The 12,442-nt window shown below is 55.7% G+C and carries 19 protein-coding genes and 1 tRNA gene; 11 read left to right on the forward strand and 9 right to left on the reverse strand.

Translation table 11 applies throughout. The annotated features are described in order from the left end of the window. Positions 1–57: 57 nt before the first annotated feature. The 6 genes from MV985_RS04155 (at position 58) to MV985_RS04180 (ending at position 2,830) form a co-directional block, all read left to right on the forward strand. Positions 58–342, forward strand: coding sequence for a deaminase (locus tag MV985_RS04155; protein ID WP_297463353.1), 285 nt, complete (start codon positions 58–60; stop codon positions 340–342). Then, the gene (locus tag MV985_RS04160) at positions 339–707 is read left to right on the forward strand and encodes a Mov34/MPN/PAD-1 family protein (RefSeq protein WP_297463364.1); all 369 of its coding nucleotides are present in this window, start codon (positions 339–341) and stop codon (positions 705–707) included. Before MV985_RS04155 ends, MV985_RS04160 begins: the two co-directional genes overlap by 4 nt. 50 nt (positions 708–757) lie before the next feature. Then, entirely contained in the window at positions 758–1,141 is a 384-nt protein-coding gene (locus MV985_RS04165; RefSeq protein WP_297463517.1) for a metalloregulator ArsR/SmtB family transcription factor, read from the forward strand. Next, the gene (locus tag MV985_RS04170) at positions 1,138–1,428 is read left to right on the forward strand and encodes a MazG nucleotide pyrophosphohydrolase domain-containing protein (RefSeq protein WP_297463379.1); all 291 of its coding nucleotides are present in this window, start codon (positions 1,138–1,140) and stop codon (positions 1,426–1,428) included. The genes MV985_RS04165 and MV985_RS04170 overlap by 4 nt, the downstream gene beginning before the upstream one ends. A gap of 166 nt (positions 1,429–1,594) precedes the next feature. Beyond that, entirely contained in the window at positions 1,595–2,044 is a 450-nt protein-coding gene (locus tag MV985_RS04175) for an Lrp/AsnC family transcriptional regulator (RefSeq protein ID WP_297463394.1), read from the forward strand. 66 nt (positions 2,045–2,110) lie between these two features. Then, the gene (locus tag MV985_RS04180) at positions 2,111–2,830 is read left to right on the forward strand and encodes a DUF92 domain-containing protein (RefSeq protein ID WP_297463404.1); all 720 of its coding nucleotides are present in this window, start codon (positions 2,111–2,113) and stop codon (positions 2,828–2,830) included. Between the two features lie 102 nt (positions 2,831–2,932). On the opposite strand, the gene MV985_RS04185 is transcribed toward MV985_RS04180, so the two are convergent. From MV985_RS04185 to MV985_RS04215, 7 genes are all read right to left on the reverse strand, one after another. Continuing rightward, complete coding sequence (locus MV985_RS04185) at positions 2,933–3,988, reverse strand: SPOUT family RNA methylase (RefSeq protein WP_297463415.1); 1,056 nt, start codon at positions 3,986–3,988, stop codon at positions 2,933–2,935. A gap of 79 nt (positions 3,989–4,067) precedes the next feature. Next, entirely contained in the window at positions 4,068–4,445 is a 378-nt protein-coding gene (locus MV985_RS04190) for a HEPN domain-containing protein (protein WP_297463429.1), read from the reverse strand. Further along, positions 4,442–4,753, reverse strand: coding sequence for a nucleotidyltransferase domain-containing protein (locus MV985_RS04195; RefSeq protein ID WP_297463438.1), 312 nt, complete (start codon positions 4,751–4,753; stop codon positions 4,442–4,444). The genes MV985_RS04190 and MV985_RS04195 overlap by 4 nt, the downstream gene beginning before the upstream one ends. 110 nt (positions 4,754–4,863) lie before the next feature. Beyond that, on the reverse strand, positions 4,864–5,466 hold the full coding sequence (locus MV985_RS04200; RefSeq protein WP_297463449.1) for a 30S ribosomal protein S3ae: 603 nt from the start codon (positions 5,464–5,466) through the stop codon (positions 4,864–4,866). Between the two features lie 15 nt (positions 5,467–5,481). Further along, complete coding sequence (locus MV985_RS04205) at positions 5,482–5,742, reverse strand: KEOPS complex subunit Pcc1 (protein ID WP_297463460.1); 261 nt, start codon at positions 5,740–5,742, stop codon at positions 5,482–5,484. Then, entirely contained in the window at positions 5,739–7,157 is a 1,419-nt protein-coding gene (locus MV985_RS04210) for a DHH family phosphoesterase (RefSeq protein ID WP_297463466.1), read from the reverse strand. Before MV985_RS04210 ends, MV985_RS04205 begins: the two co-directional genes overlap by 4 nt. Before the next feature lie 30 nt (positions 7,158–7,187). Next, complete coding sequence (locus MV985_RS04215; protein ID WP_297463473.1) at positions 7,188–7,643, reverse strand: 30S ribosomal protein S15; 456 nt, start codon at positions 7,641–7,643, stop codon at positions 7,188–7,190. A 146-nt stretch (positions 7,644–7,789) separates the two neighbouring features. On the opposite strand from MV985_RS04215, the gene MV985_RS04220 reads away from it, so the two are divergent. Next, on the forward strand, positions 7,790–8,605 hold the full coding sequence (locus tag MV985_RS04220; protein WP_297463481.1) for an LAGLIDADG family homing endonuclease: 816 nt from the start codon (positions 7,790–7,792) through the stop codon (positions 8,603–8,605). A gap of 45 nt (positions 8,606–8,650) precedes the next feature. Here MV985_RS04220 and MV985_RS04225 read toward each other — a convergent pair. Continuing rightward, a tRNA-Met gene (locus tag MV985_RS04225) sits at positions 8,651–8,725 on the reverse strand. Positions 8,726–8,818: 93 nt separating this feature from the next. Here MV985_RS04225 and MV985_RS04230 point away from each other — a divergent pair. Genes MV985_RS04230 through MV985_RS04240 form a run of 3 tightly spaced genes read left to right on the forward strand, consistent with a single transcriptional unit; the run spans position 8,819 to position 11,671 of the window. Then, positions 8,819–9,979: an aconitase X catalytic domain-containing protein gene (locus MV985_RS04230; RefSeq protein ID WP_297463519.1), complete on the forward strand. Its 1,161-nt coding sequence runs from the start codon at positions 8,819–8,821 to the stop codon at positions 9,977–9,979. 9 nt (positions 9,980–9,988) lie between these two features. Then, a complete protein-coding gene (locus tag MV985_RS04235) occupies positions 9,989–10,390 on the forward strand; it encodes a DUF126 domain-containing protein (RefSeq protein WP_297463490.1) in 402 nt (133 codons plus the stop codon). 42 nt (positions 10,391–10,432) lie between these two features. Further along, entirely contained in the window at positions 10,433–11,671 is a 1,239-nt protein-coding gene (locus MV985_RS04240) for a site-2 protease family protein (RefSeq protein ID WP_297463495.1), read from the forward strand. Here the strand turns inward: MV985_RS04240 and MV985_RS04245 are convergent. Next, a complete protein-coding gene (locus MV985_RS04245; protein ID WP_297463503.1) occupies positions 11,655–12,227 on the reverse strand; it encodes a hypothetical protein in 573 nt (190 codons plus the stop codon). The genes MV985_RS04240 and MV985_RS04245 overlap by 17 nt on opposite strands. A 116-nt stretch (positions 12,228–12,343) precedes the next feature. On the opposite strand from MV985_RS04245, the gene MV985_RS04250 reads away from it, so the two are divergent. Further along, on the forward strand, positions 12,344–12,442 hold a 99-nt coding region (locus MV985_RS04250; RefSeq protein ID WP_297463521.1), incomplete at its 3' end, for a class III signal peptide-containing protein.

A 12,442-nucleotide genomic window follows, 5' to 3' on the forward strand; every position in this document is an offset into this window, starting at 1 on the left:
GGACATCCGAGGGAAACCGATGAGGACTCTTCGCTTCGCTGATTTGAGATGATCGCCATGAGAAAGGAAGTCGTGTTCACGGAAAGGGTTCCCGCTCCCCCGGGGCCCTACAGCCGGGGCGTCCTGGCGGAGGGAAGGCCCTTCTTCCTTTTGGGCCAGATACCCGTAAATCTCGAGACGGGGGAGCCAGAAACAGATCCCATCGAGGAGCACTTCAGAAGGACCGTTGAGAACATTCCCGGGATTGTCAACGCCAGAGCCATGGTGGAGGTCTCCAGCCTGCCAGGGGGAATGGCGGTTGAAATAGAGGCAATCACCGTTCTCCCGAAGGTGAGAGAATGAGGGTGAGGATCCGGCGCGAGCTCCTCGAGTACCTCCTCCAGCTCGCCCGCGATTTTTATCCCAACGAGTTCGCCGGCTTTCTCAGGGAGCGGGACGGTATCTTCGAGGAGGTCCTCATAGCCCCCAATCCCCATTTCGGGAACACCTCTGCCTTCTTCGATCCCTGGATGCTGCCCTACGACGAGAGCATAAAGGGAACCGTTCACTCACACCCCGGCCCTAACCCGTGGCCTTCGGAGGCGGATCTGGAGTTTTTCTCAAAGTTCGGGGGAGTTCACCTGATAATAGCGTATCCCTTCACGGAGGAGGACGTCAGGGCATACCTCAGCAGCGGTGAACCGGTGGGGATAGAGGTGGTGGAGTGAGCAGGTGAAAAATTATTAAGGTGAAAGCTTGATCTGGTATGGTGTTGTCCATGCGGGTGGCAGATCTCCTCAGCGAACTGGATGAGAAGCAGAGAAGAACCGTTCTGGAGTGCGGGAGGGAGTGCGGGATACCCGATCTCGATGCCGAGATCAACGCCAGAATTGACGATAACGTGGTGAAGTTTCTAAAGGCCCTGTCCAACCCCATCAGACTAAGGATTCTCAAGCTCCTGATGAACAACTGGCTGTGCGTCTGTCTCATCTCCCGGGCCCTCAACAGGGAGCAGACCCTCATAAGTCACCACCTCAGGACGCTCCGCTCCCTCGGACTCATCAAAGTGAAGAAGGTGGGCAAGATGCACTTCTATCGCACCGACGCGAAAGCACTCAGGAACTACCTCGATCGCGTACACAGGGAGCTGATGCTGGAATGAACCGCTACCAGAGGATGGTTGACGAGCTCGTGAGGGAGATGGGCGGCTACTGGGGCCCCTTTGAGATGCTCGCGGCCCTCGTCGAGGAGGTCGGAGAACTGGCGGACGAGCTCCTCAAAGCCGAGGGAATAAAGGGAGAGGGTAGGGCAAACCTTAAGGAGGAGCTTGGGGACGTGGCATTTGCCCTCGCCTGCATCGCCAATCACTACGGCGTTGACCTTCTGGAGGCCCTCGAGGAGAGCGTCCGGAAGTACAGGGAGAGGGACCTTTCCCGACGCTCCGGGTGAGGACCGGAGTAATACCTTCCCGTGTAACATCATGTTAGACTTTATGTTCTATATTTCCCCGTTTTCGGCCAATTAGGATAACCTAAAGGCTTGGAAATTCTCCAAATGATAGAAACATTTTTATAGGAGTGCGCTCAACTCCTCCCATAACTCCGGAGGTGATGAGATGGCCGATAAAATAACGGAGATAGATCTCCGCATACTGAAACTTCTCTCCAAAAACGCCCGTCTTACCTACCGGGAGCTTGCCGAGATGCTGGGCACCACGAGGCAGAGGGTATCCAGGAGGATGGACCGCCTCGAGAGGAACGGCGTCATAAAGAAGTACACCGTCATACCCGATTACGAGGCCCTCGGCTACGTTCATGTAATCCTCGGTATAACCGTAAAACCCAACGTCAACCTGGATGAGGTCATCCCCGCGCTCGTTGAGGACGATAACGTCAAAATCGTCCAGCGCGCCCTGGGTTCCCACAACCTCGTGGTTCACATCGTCGGACCGAAGGACATGAGGGAACTCGAGAGAATAATCAGCGAGGTCTCCAGGAAGATCCCGGGAGTGGACAAGCTCGACATAACCTTTATAACTGACACCGTCAAGTTTGAGGTTCTCTGATCCCCTATTTTCCCTTTCAAGAGAAAGAGTAATAAACGACCCTCACAATCCCCCGGGGTGGCAGCGATGCTCGAGAGGATCGCAGTGGACGCGGCAGTGGTTTCAATACTGGGCCTTGGATCCTACCGTCTGGGGGCCCTGGACGGTAAGGGTTCCATTGCTGCCGCCCTCCTGGGCCTGGCCGTCATGGAGCTTGGCGGAATCTACCCGTTTCTCGCCATGCTCTCCTTCGTTGTGGTGGGAGTTCTGGCGACCAGGTACCGGTTCAGGGAAAAGGCGAAGCTGGGGGCAGCGCAGGAGGGGGACGGGATAAGAAGCTGGGGCAACGTCCTCGGAAACGGTCTCGCTGCGGCCCTTTTTCTGACGATTGAAGCCCTCTCCCGGAGGGACGTCTTCTGGGCGGCAACATTCGCGGCCATAGCCACCGCCAACGGAGATACCCTCGCCAGCGAGCTCGGCAAGGTCTTTGGAAAGAAACCGCGGTTGATAACCGATCTCAAACCGGCTAGACCCGGCACTAACGGTGCCGTTTCCCTTCAGGGAGAAATCTTTGCCCTCCTGGGTGCCCTGATGATAGCACCTTTTTCGATCCCCCTGACCGATAAGACGGTTCCAATGGTGATCGCGGTTACCCTCGGCGGGTTCCTTGGCGTCAACCTTGACAGCCTCATCGGGGCGACGCTTGAAAAGAGGGGTGTAACCGACAACAACTCCACCAACTTCCTTGCGAGCCTCCTCGGAGGTCTTCTGGGAGCGGTTATATTCTACCTCCTGGCGGGAGTCTGAAGAAATGGCGGATGATGAGTACGGCGGATCCCGAGGGATGAGGAGGACCTTAGGGACTGACGCCGGTCAAAAAGTTCATTGAGGGGAGAATAGAAGGGAAGATCACCCCCCCATTTCCCTGTTCCTCAGGTACTCCTCGTAAACCTCCCACAGGGAAACCAGCGCGGCCGGAATCCCGTGTTCTGTCGCGAAGGTCATGTAAGGCGCGAGGTCAACCACGTAATCTGCAAAGCGGAAGAGTCCCCGCGGAATGCCCTCACGGGAGCCGATGAAGACAACCACCTCCCTCGCGTAGAACATATCCCTGGCGAGCTTTTCTTTGACCTCTGCCAGGGTTGGCCCCTTGGGATCGGTGATTATCAGAACCCTCTTGCCCCTCCTCTTGTCCCTGACCACCTGGTTGAGGTCCCAGAGGGAAACTGGAACCCTCTCAACCTCCCAGGGGTAAGCTTCGCGCTGGATTCTAAAGCGGCTCTCCTGGCCCGTCTTTACACCCCTCAGGAACTCCATGACTTCAAAGGCGTCCATCTTCTCCTTGGGGGCTATGATAAGCTCCTTGACCTCGAAGGCCTGAGCGGCCCTGCCTATCTTCTCGCCAAAGGAGCGGCAGGCCCTGTAGTCACCCCAGTAGGGCATCTGGACTACCGTCAGCTTGCGGAAGAGCTTTCTGGCATCCATCTTGTCTGGCGTGAACTTCCTGAACTCCTCGCCGGGCAGAACCGATATGTAAGCTTTATCGCCGATTATCTCGACCTGGACTACCTTGTCCGGCCAGCTGAGGTTTACATCCGCCCCAGTCAGCTCCTGAACCCTCGCACCGAGATTTCTGTTGACGTCGAGGCTCGAAAAGCCGTGTTTTCCGCGTCTCTTCGTTTTAACCGCAAAGGTCTCGTTCTCGCCGATGAGAGGTGCTATCTTTTCAGCGGTTTCCACTATCGCGTCGAGTTCAGCCGGGACCTCTACCAGGACAGGAATGACGCGCTCGACTTCTGGAATCTCAAGGATCTTCTCCATCGCGTTTTCATCGTCGCTCTCAACAATGACGAGTCCGGAGTAACCCATTGGAGCGGGCCAGACACTGGACTCGGGAAGAGCCTCGCGGATGTAGTTGGCGGCAACGCCCTCCATTCCCCTCTGCGTTTTCACGATGAACTTCATGACCGCACCTCCGGTGGAGAATTGGTGGGAGGTTTAAAAAAGTGGTGACTCCAGGCGAGGATTGAAAGCGAGAATCTTCTCAAAGCCTTGGGATTACGAATTCCCGGACTTTTTCAGCAAGTTTCACGGCTTCTTTGGCCTCCTCCAATGTTGGCTCAAAAAGGACGGGATAGCGGGTCTCAACTGCGTACTCGGTGAGCCGGTCAACCTCCTCCTCAAGGAGTTGTAGGAACTCACCGTCTATCTCAGCACACGCCAGAATTAGGCTTTTTATGTCGTGGGTTTTTGATATTGGCCGGTAGTGCTTAATCAAAAACGCTTTGAGGAGTTTCTCTACAGATTGCTGGGCGTGAAAACACACTATCCACGGAACGGGTTTCTTAAAGTCCAACAGTGCCTTTGCCGTGAACAGGTCTTCCTCTGCCCGCTTTACCCAGGCCTCAACGTCGGGTCTCATATTCTAACGCCCTCCCTGAGGGCATAGTAATAAATGAAGCCCGGAGAGTCTTTGAGTTCCTCAAGTTTTCCTTTTGGAACTATAATCAGGTCAATTGGCACGTTTAAACGCCTGTAAACACGGTACCACAGTTCGCGGTAGGTCTCCCTGTCGATGTCCTCGGAGACGACGACAAGGATATCCCAGTCCGAGTCCTCATTGAAGTCTCCCCTCGCCCGGGACCCAAAGAGGATTATCTCCTCAACGGTTAGGCCCCCTTTGGCGAACTCCTCCTTTATAACGCCACGAATGAGTTCCCTTACGTCCATGCTACCACATTACCAATTTGAAGAATTCTGGTTATTTATGAATTTCGCAGAGTTTGGTCAAGATAACCCTAGTCCCAGAAGAACCTGGAGAATAGGGAATTGAGAGGCCCTCAGGCCTCCGGCTCGGCGAGGACCTTTATCTTCCTGATCTCGGCCCTCTTGATCGGGTATATCTTCCTCGCTTCTTTGGCGATCTCGGCAGCCATCTTGCCGCTCACCGCTTCGAGGACGAAGTCCTTGAAGTTCAGTTCGCTCGCCTTCCTGTAGATAATGTCCCTGATTATCTCGCGGATGGCCCTCTCCTGGCTGGTCTGTATCCTTCTGTAGGCGATGACCATGCCCATGACGCGGAGCTTGTAGCCATCCTTGGTGGTGACGTTGAAGATTCCATCAACGCGAGTGGTTCTCCTCCTGACGAGGCTCCTTATATAGCTCCTCGCGAGGGTGTGGCCCTTAAACTTGGTGTAGGCGTTCTGGCCCTTGACGTCATAGACCTGGAAGTAAAGCTTGACCTGGCCCTTGGTGAAGTCGCCGGTGAGGTCCCTGAGGGTGGTCTCTATAACCCTCCCTATGACCTTCTCCGGCTCGTCCGCTGGAGTAAGACCTATCTCCCTGCTCCCGAAGAAGTCAGGAGCGTAAACTATGTACCACTCCTTGCTCTTCCACTTGTCCTTGGTGGCAGCAGCCCTCTTTCTCGGATTACCTTTCGCCATCTTCACACCTCCAGTTCACACCTTTTCGGTTACATCTTCGGCGATTTTGATTGAAAACACCAAATCGTCCAGCGCTTTGATGAGTGTCTCAATCTCACCCGAGTATTTAACCTTTGTTATGATGTCCCCACCCTCCGATAGGGACACCACATTTAAACTTTTCTTAAGATCCGGCGGAATGTTCTCGTTGTCTACCTGGACGGCCCGTGCGATGGCCTCCGCCTTTCGGGGATCGCCGTAGTGCCAGACTATCTCCGCCCTGGCCTCAATCCTCACCGCCGTCCCTCCGCCTGCTTTTTCAGAACTTCGTTGAAGAACCTGATGAACTCGTCTATCCTGCCCTTTGGGAAGCGGATTCCAGCGGCTATGGCGTGCCCGCCGCCCTCCCCTCCGAGCTTCTCCGCAACCTCTTTCAGCGCTTCCCCGAGGTGGTAGCCTTTCGCGAGGGCCTTCTCGGTGGTTCTGGCCGAGGCCTTCACGAGGTTCTCGTCCTCCTCGCTGTCAGCTATGACAACGACGGGCTTTTCAGGATCCGCGAGGCCCGCGTTTATCGCCATGTTCGCCGCTATTCCCACTAGCGTGTCGCGGATGTTCCTGCCGGCGTAGAAAACGTAGGCGTGCTCGCCTTCATCGGCCATGCCCCAGTTCTGGACTATGAACTTCCTGACCTCGATCTGCTCCCTCTTGTAGTCATCGAGCATCTTTTTAGCTTTCCTGTAAGCCTCTTCGTCGCCGAGGCAGATTGCAACGCCAAGAGTTCCGGCGTTCAAGCGACCTGTGGCGTTGAGGAGCGTGGCGAATTCCCTTGCCTCGTGCCTCGGGTCGCCCTCAGGATAGAGCGGGCTTACCACAACGTCGCCGATGAGCCTGTCTATGGCCTCCTTCGGGGCGCCGTGTTTTATGAGGTGGATGACGAGGGCATCGTGGAGCTTCTTCTTTTCCTCCTCCCTCAGCTGCCAGTAATGAATATCGGGATCGAAGCCCCTGGCGCGGAGCCATTCTATGGCCTTCCTCTCGTCGCCCGTTATCTCAGGAATTTCAGGATTAGTGGAATATGCAAGCATCTGCCTGAGCGGCCTGCTCTCCCGCCCAAAGAGGCGAAGCTCCTTTCTGACCTCGAGGATCCCGAGTTCCCTGCCGTCTTTGATGATGTCGAGGTTCATCCCGTGGAATGTTCCATCTATCTCCTGCATGTCCCCAACGGAACCGACTATCGCAAGATACGCCAGATCCCGGTTCTTCTCGTTCATCTCCCTGGCGACGAAGTAGGCAACTCCTGAGCCGCTCAGATCGCGGACGCTGTTGGCCCCGAAGGGGACGGGGTTGACGAGGAGGTGAGACTCGTTCGAAAAGCCCTCCCTCTCTGGCGGATGGTGGTCCGCAACGATAACCGTAGCGAAGGAGAGGTGCTTGTCTATGAGATCCATCGAGCCGCTCCCGAGGTCGCTGAAGACGTAGATTTCATGCCTCTCCTCTGCGAGTTCCCTGATGAGGTCTTCACTGACCTGCTTGACGATGCTGAGCTGAAAGCTCCCGCCCTCCCTCGCCACAGCCTTGGCGAGAATGGCCCCGGCGGTTATTCCGTCGGCGTCACGGTGGGAGACGAGCCTTACCGTGTGCCCTAACTCGATGTGCATCTTGATGAGCTCGGCCCCTTCCCTGGCCCGCTCCAAGAAAGCTCCCTTATCCACGGGGCATCACCGGTAAGAAGAGGGAAAGGATCAGCGGACCAGGAGCTTAGCCTGCTCCGGATCGTAGCGCCACTTTGCAGGCAGCTTTCCGGTTCTCCTGTAGTACTTGACGAGTCTCCTGATTTTGCTCTCGGTGAGCTGGAGGCCCCTCATGGAGTGCCTGTCCTTCGGGTGCATCTCGAGGTGCTTCCTGAGCTTGACGGCCTTCCTGATGAGGGCCATCAGATCTTCGGGCATCTGCGGTGCGAGACCGTTCTCCTCAAGGATCTTGGTGATCTTCTTCCCGGTTATGAGCTTGACGCTCGGGATTCCGTACTGGTCCCTGAGGATCGTCCCTATCATGGCCGCGCTGTAACCCTCTTTCCTGAGCTTGATAACAAGCCCCTCGACCTCCTCCGCCGTGTACTCGACCCAGGTCGGCGGAGCGGTCCTCGGCGGCTTCTTTGAGCCTGACTTACCCCTTTTTCTCGCGTGTATCCTTGCCATACGAACACCTCCCGGTGACGGCCAGCTACCGCCAGCCGCCCCTTCGCGTTGGGAATTGAAGATAGATTTAAAAAGGTTTGCCCGAGACTCGGCTTCCTGTGTTACCATTTAGAAAAGTTTTAAAAAGACGAAGATAAATTGTTACCATGCGAACCCTCAGGGAACTCTCCCAGGACGAAATCGAGGCAATACAGGGGAGAATCAAAAAGCTTAGAGAGGACGGGCTAAGTTACAGTGGGATTTCAAGGAAGATTGGCAAAGAGTTCAATGTCAGAATCTCCAAGGCAACCGTCCTGCGCTGGTGCAAAGGCACTAACGATACGTTCAATAAGACGAAGAAGGTCCAGCTCACTCCCTCTCCGGAGCTGGCATACGTAGTTGGTGCCTATTTTGGAGACGCCTCCGCAACTGAGGGGAGCAACTACCGCTACAAGGTTAAGCTCAAGGTCATTGACAGGGAATTCGCAGAGGCCTTTGCGGGGGCACTCAGGGGAATAGGTCTCAATCCAAGGATGGGCTTTGAGAACGACAGGACGAGGACAGGTAGATGGTACGTCGAAGTGACCAGTAAGGGACTTTTCAGGTTCCTCACGGAACCAAGAGAGAGGCTCTTCGAGGTGGCTGGGGCGTATCCAAGAGAGTTTTTAAAGGGGTTCTTTGATAGCGAAGGGAGTGCAGTTGTGTCAAAAGGCCGTGTTAAGGTATTGGCAAGCAATTACGACATTGAAGTTCTCAGGCTGTGCCAAAACCTTCTGGAAGGTCTAGGGATCCATTCAAAAATATACAAAACAAAACATAAGGGACAACTTGTGGTGATAAGAGGAAAACAGTATAGATACAATTCGGACCTTTTTACCCTTACCATAAACCGAAAAGAAAGTGTTTACAGATACACCCGCGAGGTTGGATTCAGTATCACTCAAAAACAGAACAAACTGCTCAGTTACTTCGGTTTACTATAACAACAAGGCACAAATTTGGGAGAAAACAGAACAAAACGCTCGGAATAGCGGGGGGTGGATTTGAACCACCGACCTCCGGGTTATGAGCCCGGCGGGCACTCCTAGCTGCCCCACCCCGCTGCTCGACCCGTTCTTAATGAATCGGCGAGGGTTTATAAAGTTTACGGAAGCGGATTTATAATATCCCCCAGCCATTTAGGGATGGTGAATGGGATGTATCTGACGAAGGAGGAGGAGCTGATCCTGGCCGGTGAATACGGCTACGCGCTCCAGAAGGCGATGGAGATACTGGTTGCACTGGGAGAAATTTACGGGGCCGACAGGCTGATACCAATCAAAAGCGCCCAGATCGCCGGAGTTTCTTACAAGAACATCGGTGAGGCTGGAATCGAGTTCCTGCGCGACTTTGTGAATGCCGGTGCAAAAGTTTCCGTTTACACAACCCTCAATCCTGCCGGAATCGGGGACGACGAGTTCATGGAGAAGCAGGCCGAGGTTCTCAACCTTTACAGGGAGATGGGGATCGAGATTACCGCGACCTGCACCCCCTACTATGGTGCGAACCTGCCGAAGTTCGGCGACCACATAGCCTGGAGCGAGAGTTCGGCGGTCATCTTTGCCAACTCGGTAATCGGCGCGAGAACCAACAGGGAGGGCGGCCCATCGAGTCTTGCCTCTGCCATAGTCGGAAAGACTCCAAACTACGGTCTCCACCTCGACGAGAACCGGAAAGCGACTGTAATCGTTGATATCAGGGCAAAGGTGAAAACCTTCGTCGACTACGCGGCCCTTGGCTACCACCTTGGAAGAGCCCTTGGCAACGACGTCCCGTATCTCAAAGGGATAAAGCCCGAAAAGACCGAGTTCCTCAAGGAGATGGGCGCGGCAATGGCGGCCAGCGGCTCGATAGCCCTCTATCACGTTGAGGGCGAGACACCGGAGTATAGAGGGGCTATAGACGACAAGCTCGAAACGATAACCGTTGAAGACGGCGATATCAAGTCCGTTAAGGAGCAGTTCAGCGACGGCTGGGACGGAATAGACATGATACTAATCGGCTGCCCCCACACTTCGCTCCAGGAGGTGAAGGAGATAGCCGGGCTTTTGAGGATGCGCGGAAGACCGCTGAAGGTGCCGCTCTTCATCACAGCGAGCAGGGCTGTGAAGGCTTTAGCGGACGCACTCGGCTACACCGAAACCATAGAGCGCTACAACGGCAGAATAATAGCTGATTCCTGCTTCGTCGTCTCGCCCATAAAGGGCTGGTATCGAGGAATAGCCACCAACAGCGGGAAGTCGGCCTTCTACTTCCGATCCTTCGGCTTCAACGTCAGACTCGACGACGCGGAAAACCTCATCAAGGAGGCACCGTGAGGTGGTAGAATGAAGCTTAAGGGAAGGAAGATCGTCGGTGGAAATGCCGAGGGAGAGCTTATAGTCTCGCAGAAACCACTTTCCTTCCTCGGCGGCGTTGACCCCGAGACGGGAATCGTTACCGATGCGGAGAGCGATATAAGGGGACGGAGCATAGCTGGGAAGATACTCGCCTTTCCCAGGGGTAAGGGCTCGACGGTTGGCTCCTACGTAATCTACGCCCTCAAGAAGAACGGGAAGGCGCCGAAGGCGATAATCGTTGGAGAAGCCGAGACCATAGTGGCCACCGGCGCGATAATCTCAGGAATCCCGATGGTGGACGGGATAGACGTCACGAAGCTGAGGAGCGGGGTTAGGGTTAAGGTGGACGCTGATCGGGGGGAAGTTGAGATTCCCAAATCCGGGGAGTAGGGTTTTTAACCCCCTCCCGACTCTTTATTCTGGGAGGAGAAGATGCCGAGGGGAATCTACGAGTGCCTGAACTGTGGAAACCGGGAGGTCATTGACTCCAACGAGCCGCTCATAGAGAACGCCTGCCCGAAGTGCGGCGGCGACATGATCCTCGTGGGATTTGAAGGGAAGCGTCCGGTGGTGGGTCTGTCCTCCCCGGCGGCGCTGCCCGCTGAGGTGGAGGAGAGGATCAGGAACTTCTACGACGTCCGGCCCCTCGGGATGGAGGGCAGCGTCTTCGTCTTCGAGGTACTTGAGATCAGGGAGCGAAACTTCGAGAGGGTTCTCCGCGAACTGGAGGAGCTCGGCTACTGGGCGGCCCTAAAAAGAAGGGATGGGAAGGTTCTCCTCTACGTCTTTCCAGCGGGAAAGGTAAAGCCCGACAACCCCTGGCTCCCGTGGGTTTTTCTGATCCTCACGATGATCACGACCTTTCTGGCAGGATACTGGCTCTCGATGAGCTACATCTCACTCCTCGATGAGTACAGCCTGCCCGGCATGAGGAACCCCTACCTCATGGCCCTTGCCTTCTCGGTGAGCGTTATGGGTATCCTGGGAACCCACGAGATGGGGCACAAGATAGCGGCGGCCTACCATGGTGTCCGTGCGACGATGCCCTACTTCATACCGTTTCCGAGTCTTATAGGGACCCTCGGGGCGGTGATAAGGGTCAAGTCACCCCTCCCCACCAGGAACGCGGCCATAGACCTCGGCGTCAGCGGGCCGATCGCCGGTTTTCTGGTCGCCGTTCCGGTTAGTCTGATCGGCCTGAAGCTCTCGGTTCCGATCCCCGCGAACCTCGTCCCACAGGAAGGGGGCATAACCTTCGGAGAGAACCTGCTGTTCATCCTCATAGGGAAGTACCTGATGCCCTTCCCGGAGGATGCGGTCGTGTTCCTGCACCCGGTGGCGATAGCCGGCTGGGTCGGGATACTGGTTACGTTCCTCAACCTGATTCCAGCGGCCCAGCTAGATGGGGGACACATAGCGAGGGCCTTCCTTCCGGAGAAGGTGCACCGCTACCTGACGATTGCCATCGGGCTGATCCTCATCGGGATGAGCTACCTGTGGACCGGCTGGCTCCTGTGGGGGCTGCTGATCCTCTTCATGGGGATGGCCGGAAACCCGGGGGCGCTGGACGAAGTTTCTCCGGTCTCGAAGTCGAGGATCGTCCTGACGGTCATCGCGGTGATCCTCTTTATCCTCTCCGCGACGCCGGTCCCCATCAGCGCCTCCGGCTGAGGCCGTTTTTCTTCCCCAGTATCTGCTCGATGTCGTAGTAGATCGAATCCCTGGAGACGTTGAAGGTTCTCGCCAGCTCCGAGATGTTCAGAACGCGGGGGTTGTTGTCGAACATATCCAGGACAGTTGCTATTAACCCCCGTCTCTCCTCCAGGGTGTACTCCTTCAGGGGCTTCCTCGCGGGTGGCGAGTTATAGACGACAACCGCGACCGCGTAGACCCTCCTGGTCACGGGAGTGGTGTACGTACCCACCTCGAAATCAACCACCTCCGAGTCCCCGGGAAGAAGGCGGTTGACCCTGTCGAGGACGGCCTGCACCGTTCCCTCCCTGCCCCTGCCGTGGTGATAGCCAACTATAACACCCTTGTCGGAGGGGCTTCTCCCGTCCAGAAGGAGGGTTATGCTGAGATTCATGAAGGCACCGAAGGAGAGTTCTATCTTGGAGGAGACCACCCTACCCGGCCTGGGCAGGATGACATCCCTTACTCCGGATTCAATCTTTTTGACACAATCTTCGATGCTCGCCGACTCACATTGGACGTTTACCAGCTCCACGGGATCACCCCTGCGGTTTCCACAATATTGGGGGGGGTTTACATAGATTTGAGCAGAAAGATATATAAGCTTTTTCGGGCACCCTCCACCGGAACAACCTTTGGAGGTGTTGCGAAATGTTCAGACTCAGGAGGAGAAAGGGTCAGGGCGCCATCGAGTACCTCTTCATGATCGCGGCGGCCCTGGTCATAATCCTGATCGCGGTCAGGTACGTT

Origin of the sequence: Thermococcus sp. (genome assembly GCF_027012695.1) — an archaeon.
Classification (GTDB): domain Archaea; phylum Methanobacteriota_B; class Thermococci; order Thermococcales; family Thermococcaceae; genus Thermococcus.

Excerpts from the sequence above, each read along its gene's own strand:
- MV985_RS04215 (WP_297463473.1), bottom strand. The coding sequence starts at position 7,643 with ATGGCAAGGATACACGCGAGAAAAAGGGGTAAGTCAGGCTCAAAGAAG.
- MV985_RS04190 (WP_297463429.1), bottom strand. The coding sequence starts at position 4,445 with ATGAGACCCGACGTTGAGGCCTGGGTAAAGCGGGCAGAGGAAGACCTG.
- MV985_RS04195 (WP_297463438.1), bottom strand. The coding sequence starts at position 4,753 with ATGGACGTAAGGGAACTCATTCGTGGCGTTATAAAGGAGGAGTTCGCC.
- MV985_RS04185 (WP_297463415.1), bottom strand. The coding sequence starts at position 3,988 with ATGAAGTTCATCGTGAAAACGCAGAGGGGAATGGAGGGCGTTGCCGCC.
- MV985_RS04235 (WP_297463490.1), top strand. The coding sequence starts at position 9,989 with ATGAAGCTTAAGGGAAGGAAGATCGTCGGTGGAAATGCCGAGGGAGAG.
- MV985_RS04240 (WP_297463495.1), top strand. The coding sequence starts at position 10,433 with ATGCCGAGGGGAATCTACGAGTGCCTGAACTGTGGAAACCGGGAGGTC.
- MV985_RS04180 (WP_297463404.1), top strand. The coding sequence starts at position 2,111 with ATGCTCGAGAGGATCGCAGTGGACGCGGCAGTGGTTTCAATACTGGGC.
- MV985_RS04165 (WP_297463517.1), top strand. The coding sequence starts at position 758 with ATGCGGGTGGCAGATCTCCTCAGCGAACTGGATGAGAAGCAGAGAAGA.
- MV985_RS04160 (WP_297463364.1), top strand. The coding sequence starts at position 339 with ATGAGGGTGAGGATCCGGCGCGAGCTCCTCGAGTACCTCCTCCAGCTC.
- MV985_RS04170 (WP_297463379.1), top strand. The coding sequence starts at position 1,138 with ATGAACCGCTACCAGAGGATGGTTGACGAGCTCGTGAGGGAGATGGGC.
- MV985_RS04175 (WP_297463394.1), top strand. The coding sequence starts at position 1,595 with ATGGCCGATAAAATAACGGAGATAGATCTCCGCATACTGAAACTTCTC.
- MV985_RS04230 (WP_297463519.1), top strand. The coding sequence starts at position 8,819 with ATGTATCTGACGAAGGAGGAGGAGCTGATCCTGGCCGGTGAATACGGC.
- MV985_RS04155 (WP_297463353.1), top strand. The coding sequence starts at position 58 with ATGAGAAAGGAAGTCGTGTTCACGGAAAGGGTTCCCGCTCCCCCGGGG.
- MV985_RS04200 (WP_297463449.1), bottom strand. The coding sequence starts at position 5,466 with ATGGCGAAAGGTAATCCGAGAAAGAGGGCTGCTGCCACCAAGGACAAG.
- MV985_RS04220 (WP_297463481.1), top strand. The coding sequence starts at position 7,790 with ATGCGAACCCTCAGGGAACTCTCCCAGGACGAAATCGAGGCAATACAG.